Origin of the sequence: Microbacterium sp. zg.B48 (genome assembly GCF_024623505.1) — a bacterium.
Taxonomy (GTDB): Bacteria; Actinomycetota; Actinomycetes; order Actinomycetales; family Microbacteriaceae; genus Microbacterium.
This window is the reverse complement of record NZ_JANJFE010000017.1, coordinates 48726-70035: the sequence shown is the minus strand read 5'-3', so window position 1 is coordinate 70035 and position 21310 is coordinate 48726. Positions and strand designations below refer to the sequence as shown.

Here is a 21310-nt window from a genome sequence, read left to right as displayed (position 1 = left end):
CCGGGGTCGCCGGGATGGGGACGGCCGCGGCATCCACCCCTCGCCGAACGGATGCCGCGGCCCGCGCCTATGGTGGGACGCTCCGTCAGCGTACGGGGCGCATACAGCAGACCGTACGGGGTTGACACGGCGGTGCGCGCGGTCTACCGGGCTCCCGCGAGTGGGACTATTCGTCCATCATCGGATCGGCCGGCGGGCGGCGCCCGGTCTCCTGCTCCCAGAACTCCAGCTGCTGGGTCAGCGCCTTGGCCAATTCGAAGACCTGCTCGGGAGGGATGCGCACGCGGCTGACCACCCGCGCCGGCACGATCGTGCGGCGCTCGCCCGTCTCGTCGTCCACGATCTCGATCGGCGGCTTGGCGAGCGTGAGGAAGTCCATGATGAACACCGTGGAGGTGTGCCACACGTTCGCGAAGTCCGCATACGCCCCCGCGACGAGCTCGGGAGGCAGGTCGATCTCGAACTGGCGCTCGTCGGACATGGCCCTCTCCTCCGTCGTTTCGGCGAGTCTACGCGGGCGGCGTCTCCACGTCGGGCGAGCCTGATCGGGGCGCCCGGCTCACTCCGCGCCGACCAGCCGCGCGAATCCGCTCAGTCGCGCCACCCCGTCCGGGGTGTACGGCAGGTCGTCCAGAAGACCCGGCGAGGAGATGACGTACGCGGTGTGCATCGCGCGGGAGACGGCCACGTTGAGCCGGTTCCGCAGCAGCAGGAACTCCAGCCCGCGCGGAGCGTCACGGCCCGAGGAGGCTGCCAGCGACACGATGGCGACCGCGGCCTCCTGACCCTGGAAGCGGTCGACGGTGCCGACGGGGACGCGTGGGTAACCGGCATCCGCCAGCGCCTCTTCGACGGCGACCTGCTGCGCGTTGTATGGAGTCACCACGATGATGTCGCTCTCCTGCAGCGGACGCGGCTCCAGCACGGTGGACTCGCCCGCCTCGCCGATGAGGATGCCGGTCCACGCGCGCCCGACGAGGTCGCGGACGATCTCCACCACCGCCGCCGCCTCCTCGGGGGACTGCGTCGCGTTGCCGTGATGGCGCACCGACACGGGAATCACGCCGGCCTGGACTCCGGCCAGCTCTCGCATCGCGGTGGCGGGGTGCGCCGCCAGCTCGCCGCTGTACGACAGCCGCGAGACTGGTGCAGCCACCCGCGGGTGCATGCGCCAGGTGCGCGCGAGGAAGTATCCGTACTCCGCCGGGATGACGTCGGCGCCGTCGATGACCCACCCCAGCGCGGAGGTGTCGACCGGCTCGGGGTGGGTGCCCTGGCTGACCTGCGGCAGCTGCTGCGGGTCGCCGAGCAGCAGCAGTCGCGACGCGGCCAGCGAGACGGCGATCGTGGAGGCGAGGGAGAACTGACCAGCCTCGTCGATGACGAGGAGATCGAGGCTGCCGCGCGGGATGCGGCCTTCGTGGCTGAAGTCCCACGCCGTGCCGCCGATCACGAACCCGGTAGCGGCGTGCTCGGCCGCGAACGCGCCCCCGCCGTTCTTGGCGATCGGCGTGAAGGCCAGATCTGCCGCCGTCGGGTCCTTCGGCGCCTTGGCGACCAGCTCGCGCGGAACACCCGCGGCGACGACCCGGTCGAGCATGTTCTCGATGACGGCGTGGGACTGCGCCACGACCCCCACCTTGAACCCCCGTTCGCGCACCAGCCGCTCGATGACGTGCGATCCGACGAAGGTCTTCCCCGTGCCTGGGGGGCCCTGCACGGCCAGGTAGCTGTGGTCCAGGTCCACGAGGGTCCGCACGATCGCCTCGACGTCGTCGCCCGTGGAGACGGCCAGTGCGCCGCTCCTCGTCCGCGGCGGGAGGCGGCGCAGGATGTCGGTGGCGGGGTCGGCGGGCAGGTGCGGCGCAGCGGAAAGGACCGCATCCGCCCAGGCGTCGATCGCGACCTGCTGGTTGAGGGCGCGTGGCGGCGGGGACGGCGTGAGGGCGATCGGCAGCTCGGACCACGTGAGGCCGTCGACGGCGTTCTCCTCGACGATGGCGCCGTCGTCGAGGACCTCGATCACGGTGACGCGATGGTCGGCGTGGATCCAGCGCGGCGACGGCTCGAAGGCGAATGGCGCGGGAAGGTCGTACAGCGCGAACGGATTGGACCCTTGGCTGAGGCGCGTACCCGGGGCGAGCTCGCCGCGAAGCTCCAGAACCCGTCGATCCGTGCGCGCGCCCTCGGGACGGTGCCAGTCCTCGACGAGCCGGCAGCGGGTGGAATCGAGCACCACGACATCGCGGGTGTCCTCCCACAGCGACACCGGTTCGCGCAGGCGCAGGAAATGCGTCGCCCAGAACGTCTTCGCCTCGCGAGCGTAGTAGTCGATGCCGGCCGCACCCAGACGCAGAGCCATCGCCTCCGCGGAGGCCTCGGGGTGGTCGCGCGCGAGATCCACGAGGGCCAGCGCCCGCGGCGAGGGCTCGTACACGTTCTCGCCCGGCTCGGGGTTCGGTGACGGCCGCAGCCCCGCGGCGCGCGCGTGATCCACGAGCCAGTCCCGCAGGCGCCGCGTCGATACGCAGTCGTAGCGGTTGTAATCGGCGAGGTCGGCCAGGATCTGCTCCGCCTGGGCCTGCGCGCCGTCGTCGACCAGCGCGCGGGCTTCGACGTACTTGACGATCGAGTCGTCGCCCTTCTGCACATCGCTGGTGCGCACCTCGTCGCCCATGTACAGCGGTTCGAGCTTCTTGATCGAATAGGACCGCGAGCCGACGCGCAGCGCGCGCCGCACGATCGGGTACAGATCCACGAAGACGCCGTCCCGGAGCAACCGGTCCACATCCGCCTCGCGGACCCCGTGTCGCGCGGCCATGGTCAGCAGATGCGTCGGCTCGTAGGGGGCGTAGTGATAGATGTGCATGTCCGGATGCACGGCGCGGTGCAGGTTGACGATGTCCAGGAACCGCTCCAGGGCGGCGCGCTCTTCATCGAACGAGTGCGCCCACAGCGCGCTGTACTGCTCGCGGACGTCCACCCAGCCGAACAGGTAGTCGATCCCCCACACGGTGGCATCGCCCTCCGTGTACAGCGGGTCGCCCTCGAAGTCGAAGAAGAGGTCGCCCATGTCGGGGCGCGGCAGGGCGCCGAGGGCTTTCGGCGCGACCACCTCGTAGGGCGGCACCGCCGGCGCCTCATCGGGGGCGAGCGTCACGGCTTGGCCGGTTCCGGCCGGCGCACTCAGCTGCAGGCGGGCTTGGGTGCGGAGCATCGCGAACGTGTCGGGGTTCATGCGACTGGGTGGCGCCGTGGCCTCGACCAGCGCGTCGATGGTCGTGATGCCGCCCGTGCGCAGCCGGTCACGCTGCACCGGCCGCATGCCGGCGACCAGAAGCAGGTCGCGGGATGCGACGACCTCCGAGTCGCAGGTCGCGCACCGGCCGCACGCCACGACGCCCAGCTCGCCGCGCGGATCGCCCCACGCGATCGCCGGCCACTCCAGTCCGAGGTCCAGACGGCGGTCGGCGATCAGCGCCCGCAGCCGGGCACGGCGCAACGCGAATACCGGGAGCAGCTCGTCGGCGGCGTGCACGCTGGTGGTGCCGTCGCCGAGCAGCAGCTCCACACGGTCCGCCCGGGCCACGCCGAGCCGATCGAGCTGGTCGACGTATGCGGACAGCTGCATGAGAGCGGTGACCCGCGCGCGGCGGGCGAGCTTGCTGTCCTGGACGACCCACGCTCCGGGCCGGTTCGAATCCGACGCGCAGTCGCGCACCAGGAAGTCGGCGAAGCCGACGAACTCCTCGGTCGCGAACGCCGCCTGATAGATCACGTCGGCATCCGAGGCGAGCGCCGCCTCCGTCAGCGCGACCGCCTCCTGCAGCCCGGCCGAGTCGGACGAGAAGGTATCGGGGATCTCGATGACCCCCGCCCCGAACTGCGCACGGTACGCCGCCAGGACGCGCTGCTCGTGCTCGCCGCCGAGTCGGCCGGCCCGTTGCAGCGTGGCATCCTCCGGCTCTTCGACCGCGGCGATCCGGCCGATCCGGGAATCGATCCCGCGCAGCCACGCGAACTCGCATTCGGCAGCCGCCTTGAGGTCGCTGGCACTCCAGATCACGCGCGCCTCGGCCGGGATGTATCGCAATGGTTCCCCTTCGTCTCACCGATCGTACGGGCGGCCGCGGACAGTCGGCCCCGCCACCCCCGGCCACCCCGCCCCGGCCCCGGCCCCGGCCCCGGCATCCTCCCCGCCCTCTCGCCCGTGTCCCACTTCTGCAGCCACCGGCCGGCGTGTCGCATGCAGAAGTGGGACACGGATGCTGGGGGACAGGGGCTGGGGTGACCCGGGCGCGAGGGTGGGACCTGTCGCACGCGCCGCGAGGGGCTTGCTGACAGACTGGTGGGATGAGCCTCCCGTTCGAGAGCGCGTACCGTCACGGATTCGCCCGCATCGCGGCCTGCACCATTCCCGTCTCGATCGCCGACCCCGCCGCCAATGCGGACGCCGTCCTCGCCGGCGCACGCGAGTGCCACGCCGATGCGGTCGCCGTGGCCGTGTTCCCCGAGCTGTGCCTGAGCGGCTACGCCATCGACGACCTCGTCATGCAGGATGCCGTCCTCGACGCGGTCGAGACCGCGATCGCCCGGCTGGTGGACGAGTCCGAGGACCTCTTCCCGATGCTGGTCGTAGGCGCGCCGCTGCGCCATCGCAACCGGCTGTACAACTGCGCGGTCGTCATCCATCGCGGTGAGCTGCTCGGGGTCGCTCCCAAGTCGTACCTGCCGACCTACCGCGAGTTCTACGAGCGTCGGTGGTACGCCCCCGGCGACGACCAGCCGGGCCAGGACATCCGGGTCGGCGACCTGGAGGCCCCGTTCGGACCCGACCTGCTGTTCGAGGCGCTGGACGTGCCCGGTCTGGTGGTGCACGCAGAGGTGTGCGAAGACGTGTGGGTGCCGGTTCCGCCGTCCTCGTCGGCGGCCCTCGCGGGCGCCACCGTGCTGCTGAACCTCTCCAGCAGCCCGATCACGATCGCGCGCGCGGAGGACCGGAAGATCCTGTGCCAGTCGCAGTCACTGCGGTGCCTCGCCGCCTACGCCTACGCCGCGGCCGGCGCCGGCGAATCCACGAACGACCTGTCGTGGGACGGCCAGACCATGATCTACGAAGTGGGCACGCTGCTGTCCGAGACCGAGCGGTTCCCGGAGGGTCCGCGCCGTGCGGTCGCCGACGTGGATCTGGACCGTCTGCGTCAGGACCGGCTGCGGCAGGGGACCTTCGACGACAATCGCCGGGCAGAGCATGCGGATGCGATGTTCCGGACCGTGCACTTCCAGGTCGACCCCCCCGCCCGCGATATCGGGCTGCGGCGCGCGCTGGACCGATTCCCGTTCGTCCCGGACGACCCCGCACGTCTGGCCCAGGACTGCTACGAGGCCTTCAACATCCAGGTCTCGGGCCTGGTGCAGCGCATGCAGGCGATCGGCGGACCCAAGCCGGTCTTGGGCGTCAGCGGCGGTCTGGACTCGACGCACGCTCTGCTGGTCATCGCTCGGGCGATGGACCGCATGGGCAGACCGCGCAGCGACATCCTCACCTACACGATGCCGGGGTTCGCGACCTCCGAGCACACGAAGGCCAACGCGATCGCGCTGGCCGAATCGGTCGGCGCCTCGATCGAGACCATCGACATCCGCCAAGCCGCGACGGAGATGCTCCAGAAGATCGGCCACCCGTTCGCGCAGGGCGAGCCGGTGCACGACATCACCTTCGAGAACGTGCAGGCCGGACTGCGCACCGACTACCTGTTCCGGCTGGCGAACCAGAACGGCGGGATGGTCATCGGCACGTCCGACATGTCCGAACTCGCGCTGGGCTGGTCGACCTACGGCGTGGGAGACCAGATGAGCCACTACGCGGTCAACTCCGGGCTGCCCAAGACGCTGATCCAGCACGTCATCCGCTGGGTGATCTCGGACGACTCGACACCGCTGCACGCCGGGGCGACCGCGCTCAGCAGCCACGCCAAAGACGTGCTGCAGGCGGTTCTGGACACCGAGATCAGCCCCGAGCTCGTACCGGTCGGCCAGGACGGCAAGATGCAGTCCACGCAGGACCGCATCGGACCGTACGCTCTGCATGACTTCACGCTGTTCCACATCCTCCGCTTCGGCATGCGGCCCTCCAAGATCGCGTTCCTCGCCGAGCGCGCGTGGGCCGATCCGGCGAAGGGGGCATGGCCGCCGGGATTCCCGGACGAGGACCGCTACGCCTACGACCTCCCGGCCGTCACGGACTGGCTCCGAGTGTTCCTGCGGCGCTTCTTCGCGTTCGCGCAGTTCAAGCGCTCCGCCATCCCGAACGGCCCGAAAGTCTCGCCCGCAGGATCGCTGTCCCCCCGCGGGGACTGGCGTGCACCGTCGGACGGCAACGCCACCGCGTGGCTGGCGGAATTGGATGCCGCCCTCCCGCAGACCGCGCCCTAGCAGCGCCGTGACGGGGTCGGCGTCCGGGTCAACCCCCTGTGCCGCCCCTCCCGCGATGGGAGGATGACCGCATGGCCAGGCGCGCGACCGTCGTCGGCAGCGGTCCCAACGGGCTCTCCGCCGCCGTCGCCCTCGCCCGCGCCGGCTACCAGGTGCAGGTGCTGGAGGCGTCGGCCACGGCCGGCGGCGGCGTGCGCACCGCGGAACTGACGCTCCCCGGATTCCGCCACGATGTCGGCTCGGCGGTGCACCCCGCCGCGCTGACCTCGTCCTTCTTCCGCGCCTTCGGGCTGCGCGACAAGATCGCCTGGATCTCCCCCGATATCTCGTACGCGCACCCCCTCGGCGACGGCCGTGCAGCGATCGCGTGGCGCGACATCGAGCGCACCGCCGATGCTCTCGGCAGCGACGCGCAGCGGTGGCTGGCGGTTGTGCGTCCGCTCAGCTCCCACGTGTCCGACGTGGTGGATTTCACCGGTTCACAGCTGCTGCGGATGCCGCGGCATCCGGTCGTGACGGTGCGCTACGGGCTCCGCGCTCTCCAACTCAGCTCGCGGCTCGGGCGACGGACGTTCGCGACGCCGGAGGCCCAGGCGCTGATGTCCGGAGTGCTCGCGCACGCGAACACCCGCCTGCCGTCGTTCGGCTCGGCTGCATCGGGGCTGCTGCTGGCCGCGCACGCCCACGCCGGCGACGGCTGGGCGTATCCGCGCGGCGGTGCCCAGCAGATCGCCGATGCGCTGATCGCGGATCTGCGGCTGCACGGCGGCGAGATCGCCACCGGGGTGCACATCGCGTCCCTCGCCGACCTGGACTGGGGAGACCCTGCGGCCGGTGACCTGCTGCTGCTGGACACGTCGCCCCGGTTGCTGTTGACGCACCCCGATCTGCCGGCCGGCTATGCGCGTGCCGTCGCCCGCTACCGCTACGGCCCGGGCGCGGCCAAGGTCGACTTCGCGCTGGACGGACCCGTGCCGTGGCGGCATCCCGATGTCGCCCGCTCGCCCACCGTGCATGTCGGCGGCACCCGGGCGGAGGTCGAGGCGAGCGAGAACGCCGTCGCGCGCGGAAGGATCAGCGCGAGACCCTACGTCCTCGCGGTGCAGCCCTCGGTGCTCGACCCGACCCGCGCGCCGCTGGGCAAGCGGGTGCTGTGGGCGTACATCCACGTCCCGGCCGGGTCGGTGCAGGACCCGACCGATCTGGTGATCCGGCAGGTGGAGCGGTTCGCGCCGGGCTTCCGCGACCGTGTCCTGGCCTCGCATGCGATGACCGCAGCCGAACGTGCGACGTTCAATCCGGCCGACGTGGGCGGCGACATCCTGGGCGGCGCCTTCACCTTCGCCCAGGCGATCCGCCGGCCGGTCGTCTCGCCCACGCCGTGGCGGACGCCGCTGCGCGGCGTGTACCTGGCGTCGGCGGCGACGCCGCCCGGTCCGGGTGTCACCGGGATGCCCGGGTGGTATGCCGCCCGTCAGGCGCTGCGTGACACGCTCGGCCTGCGCCTGCACCCCTCGGACCTGCTCGGGCGGTGAGGCGGTGGACGGGTTCGCGGCAGTCGACTTCGAGTTCGCCCGTCAGGTGCTGCAGCGCGGCATCGCCGCGCTCTACCTGATCGCGTTCGTCTCCACCCTCAACCAGTTCCGGCCCCTGCTCGGCGAACGCGGTCTGCTGCCGGCGACCGCGCTGCTGGAGTGGGCGGCCTCGTCCGCGCGGGCACGGCGGCTGCTCGGCCCGACCGTGTTCCGGTGGGTGCGGTACACCGATCGCCGCCTGGTCGCCCTGTGCACCGGGGGCATCGTGCTCGCCGCGACGCTGGTCTGCGGCATCCCGCAGCTCGGCCCGCCCTGGGTGCCGATGCTGGCCTTCCTGCTGCTGTGGTTCGCGTACATGTCCATCACGAGCATCGGTCAGACGTTCTACTCCTTCGGCTGGGAGATGCTGCTTCTGGAGGCGGGCTTCCTCGCCGCGTTCCTCGGGTCCGACTCGCAGCCGCCCCCGACCGTCGTGGTGGTGCTGTTCTGGTGGCTTCTGTTCCGGCTCGAGTTCGGTGCCGGCATGATCAAGATCCGAGGCGGGCGGGAATGGCGCGATCTGACGGCGCTGACCTACCACCACGAGACCCAGCCGATGCCGGGACCGCTCAGCCGGCAGGCGCACCTCCTGCCGCGGTGGTTCCACGAGGTCGAGGTGGTCGGCAACCACTTCGCGCAGCTCGTCGTGCCGTGGTTCCTGTTCGCACCTGTCCTGGGACTCTGGGTCCCCGGCCCCGGCCCCGCTCTGGTCGGGGCCACGGCAGCGGGCATCGTGCTGGCGACCCAGCTGTGGCTGGTCGGGACGGGCAACTTCGCGTGGCTGAACTGGGCGGCGATCGTGATCGCCTTCTCGGCCGTCGGCGTCCCGGGGATCGGGGCGCCCTCCAGCCCGCCACGCGATGAGCCGCCGTGGCTGATCGACGCGCTCCCGCTCCCCTGGCTGATCGCCACGTCGCTGGTCGGCATCGCCTACGTCGTGCTGAGCTGGCCGGCGCTGCGCAACCTGTTCGCGCACCGGCAGCTGATGAACGCGAGCTTCAACCGCTGGCAGCTGGCGAACGCCTACGGCGCGTTCGGCACCGTGACGAAGGAGCGCATCGAGATCATCGTCGAGGGCACGATGGATGAGGACCCGGATGCCGCGACCTGGCGCGAGTACGCCTTCAAGGGCAAACCGGGCGATCTGCGCCGCATCCCGCGCCAGTTCGCCCCGTACCACCTGCGTCTGGACTGGCTGATGTGGTTCCTGCCTCTCGGCCGCTCGCTGGATGACTGGTTCACCGCGTTCCTGGTGCGGCTGCTGGAGGCGGACCGACCCACTCTGCGCCTGCTCGCCGCCGATCCCTTCGACGGACAGCAGCCGCGCTGGGTGCGCGCCGTGTCGTACCGGTACCGCTTCACGACTCGGGCCGAGTTCCGCGAGAGCCGCGCGCGGTGGCGGCGCGACCGCCGTCGCCCCGTGCTGGGCCCGGTCGGGCTCCGACGCTGACCCCCACCCCAACACCCAGCACCGCACGCGCTGCTCGCCTGTCACAACACGCCGGGCACCCGCGCAGAACGCGACAGGCGAGCCCCGAGGGAAGGGCCAGCGGCGGCCGAGGGGCTGCGGGCCTGGAAGGATAGACCGGTGAAACTCCTTGTCGCAGCACTCGAATCCGAACTCGTCGCCTTCCCACCCGTCCTTCCCGGATTCGACCGGCTCGTCACCGGACCCGGCAAGCTCCAGGCGACGTTCGCGCTCACCCGCGCGCTGGACGCGGCCCGGTACGAGCAGATCGTCGTCGTGGGCACCGCGGGGGCCGTCGACGAACGTCTGGACGCGGCCGTCTACGAGGTCGACGCGGCGATCCAGCACGACGTCACCGACATCGACGGGATCGTCGGTCAGCACGTCTCGCTGCCGGTGCGGGTCGAGCTCGTGCCCGTGCAGGCGGATGCGGGTGCGTCGCAGGCGGAGCACGCACGCGAGTTCGTCACCATCGCGACCGGCGACTCGTTCGTCGACGACTCCGCTGCGGTGGCCGGCATCCGGCTGCTCGGCGCCGGCCTGGTCGACATGGAGACCTACGCCTACGCGTGGGTGGCCGAACGGTTCGGGGTGCCCATCCGTGTCCTCAAGGCCGTCTCCGACCGCGCCGAGGACGACGCGCTCACCGACTGGCGCACCACGGTCGCCGCATGCAGTGCGCAGCTGCGCGAGCGGGTGCGCGCCGACTACGGCGTCTGAGGCCGCACCGGAGGACTCGGGTCAGGCGCGGTCGTCGCGGGCGAACACCGCGCGCAGCACGAAGAACACGATGACGGCCACGACGGCCACCACGACCAGCTTGATGAAGAAGGCCACCACCGAGAAGAGGACGTTGACGAGGAACCACGCGATCACGATCGCTGCGATCACGCCGACGATGGTCCAGACTGTGCCCCTGTTCACTCACCCAGCCTAAGACCACCGCGGCTGCGCGTCGCCCGGACGGGCCGGTCAGTGCAGGACGGTCGTCTCCTGGCGGATGACACTCGGTCCCTGGTGGGTGGCCTCGACCAGCAGCTGGGCGGGAAGCTGCTCCTTCATCGCCGCGACGTGGCTGATCAGCCCGACGGTGCGCCCGCCCTGGCGCAGTTCGTCCAGGGTGCGCATCGCCAGTTCGAGGGTGTCCTCGTCGAGGGATCCGAACCCCTCATCGATGAACAGGGTGTCCAGGGTGACCCCGCCGGCGCGGGCGGTGACCACTTCGGCCAGCCCCAGCGCGAGCGCCAGAGAGGCCAGGAAGGTCTCGCCGCCCGAGAGCGACTGGGCGGGGCGGTGCTGACCGGTGTGCGCATCCATGATCTGCAGGCCCAGACCGGATGCCGCGCCACGCGCTGCCCGGGCGTCGGAGTGCTGCAGCCGGTAGCGGCCGGAGGACATGTCGCCCAGCCGCAGGTTCGCCGCTTCCACGATCTCCTCCAGCTCGGCGGCGAGCACGAACGATTCCAGCGTCATGCGGTGCGTGTTCGGGGCCTTGCCCGCGACCGTGTGGGCCAGCCGAGCCACCACCGCATGCTCGTCGGACAGGTCGGCGATCTTCGCGTGCGCGGCGACCGCGCGGTCCAGGAGTTCGCGCAGCCGTGCGGCGGTCTGCGCCGCGTGCGCCGCGGCATCCACCGCAGCGCTCCACCGGTCCCTGGTCTGCGCGAGCTCGGCGGCGGTGGCATCCAGGTCGATGGGATCCTCCGGCGCACCGGCGAGCTGGAGTTCCAGATCCCGCAACCGGTCGCGTTCGGTGCGCAGCGCGGCATCGTGGTCGCGGATGCGTTCGTCCAGGACGGCGCGCGTCGCGGCGTCGCGCAGGGCTTCGGTGGCCCCATCGACGGAGGCGAACACGGATGCCGCAACCCGCGCATCGCGGTCGGCGGCGGCGTCGCGCGCCGCCGTTTCCCGCACGAGGGCGTCGGCGTGCGCGTCCGCGAGCGACTGCGCGAGCCGGCGACGAGACGTGGCATGGGCGATCCGCTCCGCGACGGTGGCGAAGTTGCCGCGGGCGGCGTCGACGGCACGCCGCGCGGACTCGGTCTGCTCGCGCAGGGCGGCCAGCGACTCCCGTGCCGCGGCAAGATCGGAGGCCAGGCCGTCGCGTTCGGCGGCAGCCTCGCCATCCGTCTCCACGAGCTGCCGGCGCTGGGCGGCGAGCCGGTCGCGGTCGGACGCGGCGGCTTCGGCGGCACGCAGCGCCTGCTGCGCCGTCGCGCGGCTCTCGGCGAGGAGCGCGACATCGGCGCCCCCGGCCCGGGCAGCCGCATCCGCATACGCGGCCCGTGCCCTCCGGGCGTGCTCGGCAGCGGCGCGCTCCGCGTCGGACGCCGCGTCCTTGAGCTCTTCGGCGGCCCCGAGGTGTTCGTCGGTGACCGGCTCGTCCGTTCCCTGCGCCGGGTCCGGGTGCTCGAGGGACCCGCAGACCGCGCACGCCTCGCCGTCCACCAGCGCCGCGGCGAGCTCGGCGGCATGGCCGGCCAGTCGCCGCCGGAGCAGAACGGTCACGGCGGATGCCGCGTGCTCGAGCCCGCGGAGCGCGTCCGCGTGTGCGGCCTCTGCCTGCCGCTGCGCGGCAGCGAGACGCTCCGCCTCACGGGCTGCCTCGAGCCGGGCGGTCGCCTCGTCCATTCCGCTCCGGGCGGATTCGAGGGCTCCGGCCGCGGCGGTGCGGGCAGCAAGCTCGGCCTCCAGCGCCGCCAGCTGCTCCGGAAGACCGGCGCGGGCGGCATCGATCCGGGCCAGCAGCGCCTCGAACTCGTCGATGCGGGCACGCGTCTGCGCCAGTGCGTTCTGGCCCTCCTCGAACCGGCGCTCCTGTGCGGTGGCGGCGGTCGCGACGGCCAGGTCGCCGGTGAGCTGATCGATCCGGCGGGCCAGCTCCGCGGTGTCGGGGCGTTCGCCGGCCGCGACCCACGCCACCAGCGCGGTGTCCTCCGCATCGGCCGCGGCCGCTGCCGCCCGCCGGGAGCGCGCGGTGGACTCGATGGGCGCGCGCAGCGTCTCTGCGGCATTCGCCCGCAGGAGGGTCTCCCGGTCGGCGGCGATGGCGGCGGCACGTTCCTCGAGCGCCGCCAGCGCGGCGCGTGAGTGGGTTCGCTGCTCCTGCTTCTCACGCAGCGACGTGGCCGCGGCGTGGGCGGCTTCGGCCGCACGATGGGCGGCGTCGGCGGCGTCCCGCTCCCGCGCAAGGGTCTCCGCCCGGTACGCGGCCCGCTGGACCGCTCGCTCGCCGGCCTCGAAGCGCGCCGCGTTCACGGGCCGGTCCGCCGCGCCGGCGGGGCTGGGAGCACCCACGGCATCCGAGGTGGCATCGCCGTGGGTGGAGGGGTTCTCGTCGACGAGTCGCTCCGCCTCACCGAGCAGCATCGCGACACCGTCGCCCGCCGCGGTGAGCGCGCGCTCGGCGTCCTTGCGGCGCTGCTCGAGCGCGTTCTGGTAGTCCTCGTACGTGCGCGTGCCGAACAGCTTGCGCAGCAGCCGCTGCCGGTCGTCGTTCTTGGCGAGCAGGAACTCCGCGAAGCGACCCTGGGCCAGCAGGATGACCTGGAGGAACTGCTGCTGGTTGAGTCCCAGGATCTCGTCCAGCTCGCGTGCGACATCCACCGGGCGGGCGGCTCGGCCACGCCAGGATCCATCGACCAGCTCGTCGAGCTGGGCGCGATGGGGTTCGGTCGTCATCCCGGTGCCCCGCTGCTTGGGCCGCTCATACTCCGGCGAGCGGGTCACCCGCCAGCGCTTTCCGGCCGCACTGAACTCGACAGCCACGCTCGTGGGGTCATCCGGTGCGCAATGGTCGCTGCGCAGCCGCTTCTCGGCGCCGTCGTAGCGCGGCGCCCCGCCGTACAGCGCGAAGCACACGCCGTCCAGCACGCTCGATTTGCCCGCGCCGGTGCGGCCGGCGATCAGGAAGATGCCGTCCGCGGCGAACGCGTCGAAGTCGATCACCTGCCGTTCCCGGAACGGGCCGAACCCCTCGAGCTCGAGCCGGTGCAGCCTCACGCGGACGCCTCGACGAGCGAGCGTTCGTCGATCACGTCGCGGAGGACCGCGATCTCGTCTTCGGACGCCCCTTCGCCATCCCGCACGTGCGCCAGGAATGCGTCGACCAGCTCGACGTCGTTGCGCGCGGCACGCACGCGGCGCGAGTAGGTCGACCCGTCCGGTCCGCGCACGCCTTCCGGCGTGTGCATCACCGTCGCGCAGAAGGCGAAGCGCGCCTGCAACCGCCGCATCGGGTCCAGCTGCGGGGTGGCATCGGTGTACTGCGCGCAGACCCAGGAGTCCTCGTGCTCGCTGAAGCGCGCGTCGTTGAGCAGCTCGTCGAGGGACCCGCGCACGGTGGTCAGCGGTCGTGGGACGGGCAGGTCGAGCCATGCGACGGACGCGAGCCCGGCGGAGTCGAGCTCGACCAGCCACGAGCCACGGGGCTTGTCGGCCTCACCGAAGCTGTAGTGCAGCGGTGCCCCCGCGTAACGCACGCGCTCGGACAGCTGCTGCCGACCGTGGATGTGTCCCAGTGCCACGTAATCCGGCCCGTCGAAGGCACTCAGGGGCACCATGTCGAGGCTTCCCTGCCGGATCTCGCGCTCCACCCCGGGGGTCGAGTCCACGCCGGCCGCGAAGCAGTGTGCGATGGCCACCGACCGACCGCTCCGTCCGGCGAGGTCGGCGCGCACCAGGCCCATGACGTGCTCGATGGTGGCGCGTTGCGAGCGCAGTTCGGCCTCCGGCCAGAGGTGGCGGACCAGCGCCGGCTCGAGGAAGGGGATGCCATAGAAGTGGACCGCACCGTGGTCGTCGTCGATGGTGATCGGCGTGCCGGCGGACAGCGGAGCGGTGACGACGTGGATGCCCTCGCGCAGCAGCGCGGACTGGAATCCGAGCCGGGCGGCGGAGTCGTGGTTGCCGCTTGTCACGATGATCCGCGCTCCGGAGTCGGACAGCGCACGGAGGGCATCGGACAGCAGCGTGTAGCACGCGGCGGCCGGCGCGGCGGAGTCGAAGACGTCGCCGGCGACGATCACGACATCGACGTCGTTGTCGCGCACCTGCGCGGCGAGGGTCTCCAGGACGCCGCGCAGTGCGTCGAGCGTGGCGTGGCCGTGGAACGACCGCCCGATGTGCCAGTCCGAAGTGTGCAGGATGCGCATCCTCCCACGGTACGTGCGCCGTGCGACATCCCCCTCGAGGCGTGCGGGGGTTCGCTCATCGCGAAGTCCGTGCCGAGGGCGTCCCTGCTGCCCGGGATCAAGCGCCCTTCTTGCGGCGCCGCGAGCTCAGATCGATCACCGCGATCACGAAAGCGACGGCCACGAAGAGCGCGACGGCGGTCAGTCCGTAGGCGTACGCGTCGTGGTAGACGACGATGTCGCTGGCCGCCCCGCCCTGCTCGCGGTAGATCGTGGCGTAGAACAGTGACAGTCCGACGGCTGTGCCGATCGAACTGCCGATCCGCTGGCCCAGCTGGCCGATGGACCCGGCGATGCCGCCCTGTTTGACAGGGATGTCCGCCAGCGTCAGGGTCTGGTTCGGGGACAGCACCAGCCCGCCGCCCGCGCCGCCGAGGACCATCACTCCCGCCATGACCCACGCGACCCACTCCTGCGGGACGAACAGGGCCGTGGCAGCCAGCCCGAGGACGCAGAGGAGGACTCCGACCAGCCCCCAGACGACGATGGGACGTCCGTAGGTGCCGACGAGGTTTCCGCCGATCCACGAGAACAGCGCGTTCGCGAGGGCGAATCCGATCGTGACCATGCCAGCGAACACCGGCTCCAGGCCCAGGCCGGTCTGCAGGAACAGCGTCGTGAGCAGGAACAGCGCGGGTATCGCCGTGAAATACGCCGCGATCAGGAAGGTGCCGTTGCGGAACGACGAGATCCGGAACAGCGCGAACCGGATCAGCGGCTGCTTGCCGCGCGCCTCGTAGTGGCGCTCCCAGGCAACGAACGCGCCGGCGAACAGGACGAAGGCCACCAGGAGCCACCAGCGCCGCGGATCGTCGTCGGGGGATCCGGTCGTGAACAGGAACGGCCACATCAGGGAGAGCACGGCCAGCCCGAACAGGAACACTCCGAACAGATCGAACGAGAGGGCCCTGCGCGAGGGCGTCCGCGTCCTGGGCAGCAACCAGACCGTGAGGCCGATCGCGATGAGGCAGAGCGGCACGTTCACCCAGAAGATCCAGCGCCAGCCGTCGGTCGGGCCGCCCAGCAGGATCAGCAGTCCGCCCAGGGTCGGCCCGAACGCCGTGGCGATCCCCACCGTGGCGCCGAAGAGCCCGAACGCGCGACCGCGCTCCTTGCCCTGGAACAGCTGCTGGATGAGCCCCAGGACCTGCGGCATCTGGATGCCGGCTGCGACGCCCTGGAGCAGGCGACCGACCAGGAGCATGACCGGGTTGATCGCGAGTGCGCAGACCAGGCTGGTCACTGTGAACAGCGACAGGCCGACGATGAACAGGCCGCGCCGGGACCGCTGGTCGCCGAGCCGGCCCATCGGGACCAGGACGAGGCCGAAGGTGAGCACGTAGCCCGACACGATCAGCTGAAGCTCGGTCGAGCCGGCCCCGAGCGCGGACTCGATGGACGGCAGTGCCACGTTGACCTTGGACAGATCGAGGATGGTGATCGCCGCGACGGTGACGCACACCCAGAAGGCCCGCCAGCGCTGCGGCGAGGTCAGTGCGATGTCGGTGGTCGGAGGGTGCGCGCCCGGCCGGGCGCTGTCGGCGCGCGTGGGCGCCGGGGACGCCGCGGCGCTCGGGGAGATGGAATCCGACATCGCACCCAGGCTAGTCGCGCTGGTGGATTCCGGCATCAGGGGTTTCCGGTCGGTGGTATCCGAACCTCGGTTCAGTGCCCCTGGGAGGGCCCGGTCGGAGCCGCCTCGACCCGGATGAGCCGGAATTCGCGCCGGTGCAGCACACGGAGGATCGCGGCCGGCGCAGGGCCGTATGCGGCGAGGCCGGCTTCGGCCGAGAGAGGCTCGACCGAGACGATCCGGTAGGTGCGCCCGCGATGGATGACGTGCCCGCCGCCGTGCAAGATGTTCCGGTACCAGTTCACCCGATCGCCGTACGTCAGTTCCGCGACCAGACCGTCCGAGGACTCCGCGAGGATCACCGGCGTTTCGAACGTCCGCCCGCTCCTGCGTCCGACGGAGCGGATGACCGAGAAGGGTCCCCGGCCGCGCTTGGCCAGCCCCAGCGCGATCGGATTCAGCGTGCGGTTCAGCACGTGCAGGTAAGCCGTCTTGACCCGTCCCATGAGCACCGTTCCCGAATCGACCGCGCGTTGACCCCAGTCTGCCGCCGCGGCGTCCGCCGAGGTATCCGGTGCGGTCCGGATAGCCTCGACCGGTGAGCGACATCGCATTCTTCTCGCACGCGGGTGCGACTCTCGTGGCCGAGACCACCGTCGGCGCGGCCCCCGAAGCCGAGTCCCCCGTCTTCGTCCTGATCCACGGCATCGGCATGGGCCGGACCGTCTTCGCGGATCTGATCACCCGGCTGCACGCGCGCACGATCGCTATCGACCTGCCCGGTTACGGCGAAGCGCCGGAGCCCCGAAGCGTCCTGACGATGGAGCGCACCGCCGATCTGGTGGCCGCCTACCTACACAGCATCGACGCCGGACGCATCGTCCTGGTCGGACACTCGATGGGTTCGCAGGTGGCCGGTGAGGTGGCGGCGCGGCATCCGGAGCTGGTCGATCGGGTCGTCTTCATCGGACCGACGGTGGACGCGCGCCAGCGCACCGCCGTGCGTCAACTGCTGCGGTTGGCACAGGATCTCGCGGTCGAGAGCCCGCGCGTGATCGTGGTGGGTGCGCGCGAATATCTCCGCGCCGGCCCCAACCTGCGCGGCAAGCTCCGGGCGATGCTCGCGCACCGCCCCGAGCGGACGTACTCACTGGTGCGGGCTCCGGTGCTGGTGCTGCGCGGCGAGAACGACTACGTCAGCTCGCGAGACTGGTGCCGGATCGTCGTGGCCTCACTGCGGCAGGGGCGCCTCGCCGAGGTGCCCGGACACGGCCATGAAACGATGATCCGGGATGCCGCGCCGGCTGCGGAGTTGATCGCCGAGTTCGCGCGCGAGGGGTGAGCGCCTGCTCGGGGGGATAGCGGGAGCGGGCCGGGGGATAGCGGGAGCGGGCCGCGGAACCGGACCAGGTGGACCGGATCCGGTCGGCGATCCTCGGAATCCTGCCAACGCGGGAGGACCGGGCAATGTCGGACCCCCTCCCTACGTTGGAGTCATCGACACAGGAGGAATCATGCTCTCGATCGTGCACGCAGCCGAAGCGCAGTTCCATCACGAGGTCGCCACGCGCGCGCGTGAGTCGGCGCTCCTCGCCTCCATCCGAGAGCGACGTGCCGCGCAGGCCGAGTCCGTCGCCGTTCCGGTCGCCGTGTCCGATGGGGTCGCCGCGCGGCAGGGCGCGGAGCGCGGTACGGTACGGGCGGCGTGGCCACGGCCGATCGGAATCACGGCGTGCCCGGGATCGGCGTGCGCCGTCGCCTGAGGCTGGGTCGGCGGTGATCGCCGATTTCCCGTCGGGCGGGCCGTCCGCGGTCCGAAGCGTGCGTCTACCTGTCTGCGCAACACGGCGACGCGGCCTGCCGGGGCTGACCGCGCCAGGCCGCGTCGATGTCCGGCGTCAGACTCCGCCGCCGCCGGAACTCGGGTTGGCGTCCCGCGCCAGGCGCTGGCGATCCTCGTCGGTCATCTCGATGCCGGCGTCCTCGAGCCGCTGTCGCAGCACCTCCGAGTACCGCTCGTCGCTCTCACCGCCCAGGTCGACGCGCGTCTGCGCGACGAGCCCGTCGATCTTCTCCTGGCGGCTGGCCTGATTCTGCGCGAGCACCGGCTCGTCCTGCGTTTCCTGCCTGCGCGGTGCATCGTCCGACTGGTTCACGGCACCGCCCACGCCGGCGTCGCTGCGCTGCTCGGCGGGATCGGGCTGCACGCCCTCCTGGTCCCTGCGATCGGGGTGGTTGGCGCCCGGGTTCTCGAACTCGTTGGCGGTACCCGACATCAGGAGTCGCCCTCGGAGAGGTCGTCGTCCGTGAGCAGGTCCGGGTCGGCGCCCTGACCGGCCGCGTCGCCCTCAACCGTGCCGGTCGTGTCGGCGGTCGCGTCGGTGCCGTCCGGCGCGTTCGGGGGGAGTCCCGAGTCGCTCAGCGACGGGGAGTCGATTGCGTCCGCGTTACGCGCAGCCGTCTCGCGATCGGCGACATCGCCGCTTTCCCACCCGCCTGGGGGGTCAGCGTTCACGACACCCTCCGGTAGATATCCATCCGTGCTCATGACGTCTCCTATCGACGTCTCCTACACTCCCCCGCGCGGGCGGATCGTTCCAAGGGCTTGACGCACGCGCACGCCCCGGGTACGGAATCGGCTAGGTGCCCGGCGCGCCACTGCTCGCGCCCGCCGCCCTCCGGTCCTGGGCGATGGCGCGGCCGATCAGCTGGCCGCCGCTGGTGGTCAGCGCGCGGCGCCACGGCAGGACGCCTTCGATCTCGATCTGGATCGACATGGACAGCACGGTGCGGATCAGAACGATGACCCCGAGGATCAGCGCATCCTCCAGCGACGGCTTGGAGGTGATCGTTCGGATCAGGTCGGCGGCGACGAGCACCTCAAGACCCAGGAGGATCGCGGCACCGAGGGTGTTGCGCAGCACCGAGAAGGCGGTGCTTCCGCCCTCGCCACGGCGCAGCGAGCGCCAGCCGAGCACCAGGGCGATGACGAATCCGATCATCATGGACAGCGCACCGATCGCCTCGAACCCGAGGGCGACGTAGGTGAAGACGATCTCGAAGTCCACGGGCTCAGTGTAGGGCTGCACGGCGGCGCCCTCGGGGTTCGCCGCGGCTCCCCTCGAGCGCACCGTCCGGCCGCTAGGCGGTGGCGCGGTGCTGCAGGATGCCGGCGCGTTCGGGGTGCTCCGCGAACCAGTCCGCGACGTACCAGCACACCGGGATCACCTGCCGGTTCCCTTGGGCCTCAAGAAGCGCGACCGCGCGGTCGACGAGTTCGCCGGCGTACCCGTGACCGCGGAAGGTGGGCACGGTGTAGGCACGGGTCATCGCGACCGTGCGTCCGTCATCGCGGTAGTCCAGCACACTGACGAGGTCATCGCCCCGGTGCAGCGTGTAGCGCGAGGCGTCCGGTTCGTGGGTGAAGGTCAGCGATGTCACGTGGATAGGGTACGTCCGATCGGCCCTGCCGAGCGTGAATCCGGCTGGGCGTTCCCTGGACCCGGCAGGACGCCGGAGGCGGCCAGTTCGCGGAACCAGAGCCCGGAGTCCTTGACGGTGCGCTCCAGAGTGTCGAAGTCGACCCGGACGATGCCGAAGCGCTTGGCGTACCCGTACCCCCACTCGAAGTTGTCCAGCAGGGACCACACGAAATAGCCGCGCAGGTCCACCCCGCGCCTCAGGGCGCGGTGTGCGGCGGTGAAGTGACGGCGCAGGTAGTCGAGGCGCTCGGTGTCCGGCACGGAGCCGTCGGCGGCGACCGCGTCATCGAACGCGGCCCCGTTCTCGGTGATCATGAGCGGCTGGTCGGGGAACTGCGCCGACAGGTCCACCAGGAGCTCCTCGAGCCCCTCGGGTGCGATGTTCCACCCCATCGCGGTGTACGGGCCCGGCTGCTCGACGAACTCGACCGCGCGGTCGCTGCCCGGCCACGCCGTACCGCCCGCCGTGGTCTTGTGGCCGTCGTTCTGCTGGCGCGGGGACACGCCGTCCCACATGCGCACGGTAGCGGTGGAGTAGTAGTTGACGCCCAGCACGTCGATCGGCTGATGGATCGAGGCGAGATCGCCGTCCTGCACGAACGACCAGTCGGTGACGGATGCCGTGTCCGACAGCAGATCGGCCGGGTACTCTCCGCGCAGCATGGGTCCGGTGAACGCACGATTGGCGAGGGCGTCGATGCGACGCATGGCCTCGGCCGCGGCATCCCCCTGTCCGCGCAGGACGTGGAAGTTGAGCGTCACCGAGTACTCGGGAGAACCGGTTGAGGTGGCCCGCAGCGCCTGCAGGGCTCGGCCGTGGGCGAGATTGAGGTGGTGGACGGCGGCGAGCGCGGCGGCCGGCTCGTGCCGGCCGGGCGCGTGCCCGCCCTGGCCGTAGCCGAGGTAGGCGGAGCACCACGGCTCGTTCAGGGTGGTCCAGGTGTGCACACGGTCGCCCAGTGCCGAGCCCATGATCGCGGCGTAGTCGGCGAACGCGTCGGCCGTGGCCCGGACCGGCCAGCCGCCGGCGTCCTCGAGCGGCTGCGGCAGGTCCCAGTGGTACAGGGTCGCGACGGGCTTGATACCGCGCTCGAGGAGGCCGTCGACCAGCCGGGAGTAGAAGTCGATGCCGGCCCGGTTGGCCGGGCCGGTCCCGGTCGGCTGGATCCGCGGCCAGGCGATCGAGAAGCGGTACGCGTCCAGCCCCAGATCCTTCATCAGGTCCAGATCGCTGTCGAGCCGGTGATAGTGGTCGCACGCGACGTCACCGGTATCGCCGTTCCACACCTTGCCCGGCGTCTTGCTGAACGTGTCCCAGATCGACGGTCCGCGGCCGTCCTCGGCGGCGGCGCCCTCGACCTGGTAGGACGCCGTGGCAGAGCCGAAGGTGAAACCAGGAGGGAACACCAGCCCGGTGTCGCGGTAGTCCGGGCTTCCTTCGATCGACGACGCAGTCACGTGACTCACTTTGCCACCTCCGCGAGGTCGACCGGCTGCGCCGCCCCCGCCCCCCCGTCCGTTCTCCCCCCAGCCGGGCGGACTGAGCAATCTGTAACATTCCGTCACGCGCGTCCCGGCGTCGCGGT

General features: G+C 71.4%; 18 protein-coding genes. 6 read left to right on the top strand and 12 right to left on the bottom strand.

Annotation, left to right across the window (positions count from 1 at the left end):
* Positions 1–166: 166 nt before the first annotated feature.
* Entirely contained in the window at positions 167–481 is a 315-nt protein-coding gene (locus tag NQ152_RS13675; RefSeq protein WP_257503532.1) for a DUF3467 domain-containing protein, read from the bottom strand.
* 78 nt (positions 482–559) lie between these two features.
* On the bottom strand, positions 560–4093 hold the full coding sequence (locus NQ152_RS13670; RefSeq protein ID WP_257524404.1) for a bifunctional RecB family nuclease/DEAD/DEAH box helicase: 3534 nt from the start codon (positions 4091–4093) through the stop codon (positions 560–562).
* 260 nt (positions 4094–4353) lie between these two features.
* Here NQ152_RS13670 and NQ152_RS13665 point away from each other — a divergent pair, with 260 nt between their 5' ends.
* The 4 genes from NQ152_RS13665 (at position 4354) to NQ152_RS13650 (ending at position 10197) form a co-directional block, all read left to right on the top strand.
* Entirely contained in the window at positions 4354–6435 is a 2082-nt protein-coding gene (locus NQ152_RS13665; RefSeq protein ID WP_257524403.1) for an NAD(+) synthase, read from the top strand.
* A 71-nt stretch (positions 6436–6506) separates the two neighbouring features.
* On the top strand, positions 6507–7970 hold the full coding sequence (locus NQ152_RS13660; RefSeq protein WP_257524402.1) for an NAD(P)/FAD-dependent oxidoreductase: 1464 nt from the start codon (positions 6507–6509) through the stop codon (positions 7968–7970).
* A gap of 4 nt (positions 7971–7974) precedes the next feature.
* Positions 7975–9459 (top strand): lipase maturation factor family protein, encoded by a 1485-nt coding sequence (locus tag NQ152_RS13655; RefSeq protein ID WP_257524401.1) that lies wholly within the window; start codon positions 7975–7977, stop codon positions 9457–9459.
* 138 nt (positions 9460–9597) lie between these two features.
* Positions 9598–10197, top strand: a complete 600-nt coding sequence (locus NQ152_RS13650; protein ID WP_257524400.1) for a nucleoside phosphorylase — start codon at positions 9598–9600, stop codon at positions 10195–10197.
* A gap of 21 nt (positions 10198–10218) precedes the next feature.
* On the opposite strand, the gene NQ152_RS13645 is transcribed toward NQ152_RS13650, so the two are convergent.
* The 5 genes from NQ152_RS13645 to NQ152_RS13625 all read right to left on the bottom strand — a co-directional run bounded on the left by NQ152_RS13645 (position 10219) and on the right by NQ152_RS13625 (position 16748).
* Positions 10219–10401, bottom strand: a complete 183-nt coding sequence (locus tag NQ152_RS13645) for a hypothetical protein (protein WP_257524399.1) — start codon at positions 10399–10401, stop codon at positions 10219–10221.
* Between the two features lie 48 nt (positions 10402–10449).
* Positions 10450–13479, bottom strand: coding sequence for an SMC family ATPase (locus NQ152_RS13640; RefSeq protein WP_257524398.1), 3030 nt, complete (start codon positions 13477–13479; stop codon positions 10450–10452).
* A complete protein-coding gene (locus NQ152_RS13635) occupies positions 13476–14630 on the bottom strand; it encodes an exonuclease SbcCD subunit D (protein WP_257524397.1) in 1155 nt (384 codons plus the stop codon). Before NQ152_RS13635 ends, NQ152_RS13640 begins: the two co-directional genes overlap by 4 nt.
* A 97-nt stretch (positions 14631–14727) precedes the next feature.
* A complete protein-coding gene (locus tag NQ152_RS13630; protein WP_257524396.1) occupies positions 14728–16263 on the bottom strand; it encodes an MFS transporter in 1536 nt (511 codons plus the stop codon).
* A gap of 71 nt (positions 16264–16334) precedes the next feature.
* Positions 16335–16748, bottom strand: coding sequence for a nitroreductase family deazaflavin-dependent oxidoreductase (locus NQ152_RS13625; protein WP_257524395.1), 414 nt, complete (start codon positions 16746–16748; stop codon positions 16335–16337).
* 92 nt (positions 16749–16840) lie between these two features.
* Between NQ152_RS13625 and NQ152_RS13620 the strand changes: the two genes are divergently transcribed.
* Positions 16841–17584 carry an alpha/beta hydrolase gene (locus NQ152_RS13620; protein ID WP_257524394.1) on the top strand — a complete coding sequence of 248 codons (744 nt, stop codon included), beginning with the start codon at positions 16841–16843 and terminating at the stop codon, positions 17582–17584.
* A gap of 172 nt (positions 17585–17756) precedes the next feature.
* Entirely contained in the window at positions 17757–18005 is a 249-nt protein-coding gene (locus NQ152_RS13615) for a hypothetical protein (RefSeq protein WP_257524393.1), read from the top strand.
* A gap of 135 nt (positions 18006–18140) precedes the next feature.
* Here NQ152_RS13615 and NQ152_RS13610 read toward each other — a convergent pair whose 3' ends face one another.
* The 5 genes from NQ152_RS13610 to NQ152_RS13590 all read right to left on the bottom strand — a co-directional run bounded on the left by NQ152_RS13610 (position 18141) and on the right by NQ152_RS13590 (position 21182).
* A complete protein-coding gene (locus NQ152_RS13610) occupies positions 18141–18518 on the bottom strand; it encodes a hypothetical protein (protein WP_257524392.1) in 378 nt (125 codons plus the stop codon).
* Positions 18518–18790 carry a hypothetical protein gene (locus NQ152_RS13605; protein ID WP_257503546.1) on the bottom strand — a complete coding sequence of 91 codons (273 nt, stop codon included), beginning with the start codon at positions 18788–18790 and terminating at the stop codon, positions 18518–18520. The genes NQ152_RS13610 and NQ152_RS13605 overlap by 1 nt, the downstream gene beginning before the upstream one ends.
* Positions 18791–18881: 91 nt before the next feature.
* Positions 18882–19310 (bottom strand): DUF1622 domain-containing protein, encoded by a 429-nt coding sequence (locus NQ152_RS13600; protein ID WP_257503547.1) that lies wholly within the window; start codon positions 19308–19310, stop codon positions 18882–18884.
* 73 nt (positions 19311–19383) lie between these two features.
* Entirely contained in the window at positions 19384–19683 is a 300-nt protein-coding gene (locus NQ152_RS13595) for a GNAT family N-acetyltransferase (protein WP_257503548.1), read from the bottom strand.
* The gene (locus NQ152_RS13590; RefSeq protein WP_257524440.1) at positions 19680–21182 is read right to left on the bottom strand and encodes a family 1 glycosylhydrolase; all 1503 of its coding nucleotides are present in this window, start codon (positions 21180–21182) and stop codon (positions 19680–19682) included. The genes NQ152_RS13595 and NQ152_RS13590 overlap by 4 nt, the downstream gene beginning before the upstream one ends.
* Between the last annotated feature and the right edge of the window lie 128 nt (positions 21183–21310).

Bases quoted from the DNA above. Each gene is read 5' to 3' on its own strand.
- NQ152_RS13675 (WP_257503532.1), bottom strand. From the start codon at position 481: ATGTCCGACGAGCGCCAGTTCGAGATCGACCTGCCTCCCGAGCTCGTC.
- NQ152_RS13665 (WP_257524403.1), top strand. From the start codon at position 4,354: ATGAGCCTCCCGTTCGAGAGCGCGTACCGTCACGGATTCGCCCGCATC.
- NQ152_RS13660 (WP_257524402.1), top strand. From the start codon at position 6,507: ATGGCCAGGCGCGCGACCGTCGTCGGCAGCGGTCCCAACGGGCTCTCC.
- NQ152_RS13635 (WP_257524397.1), bottom strand. From the start codon at position 14,630: ATGCGCATCCTGCACACTTCGGACTGGCACATCGGGCGGTCGTTCCAC.
- NQ152_RS13630 (WP_257524396.1), bottom strand. From the start codon at position 16,263: ATGTCGGATTCCATCTCCCCGAGCGCCGCGGCGTCCCCGGCGCCCACG.
- NQ152_RS13625 (WP_257524395.1), bottom strand. From the start codon at position 16,748: ATGGGACGGGTCAAGACGGCTTACCTGCACGTGCTGAACCGCACGCTG.
- NQ152_RS13615 (WP_257524393.1), top strand. From the start codon at position 17,757: ATGCTCTCGATCGTGCACGCAGCCGAAGCGCAGTTCCATCACGAGGTC.
- NQ152_RS13610 (WP_257524392.1), bottom strand. From the start codon at position 18,518: ATGTCGGGTACCGCCAACGAGTTCGAGAACCCGGGCGCCAACCACCCC.
- NQ152_RS13605 (WP_257503546.1), bottom strand. From the start codon at position 18,790: ATGAGCACGGATGGATATCTACCGGAGGGTGTCGTGAACGCTGACCCC.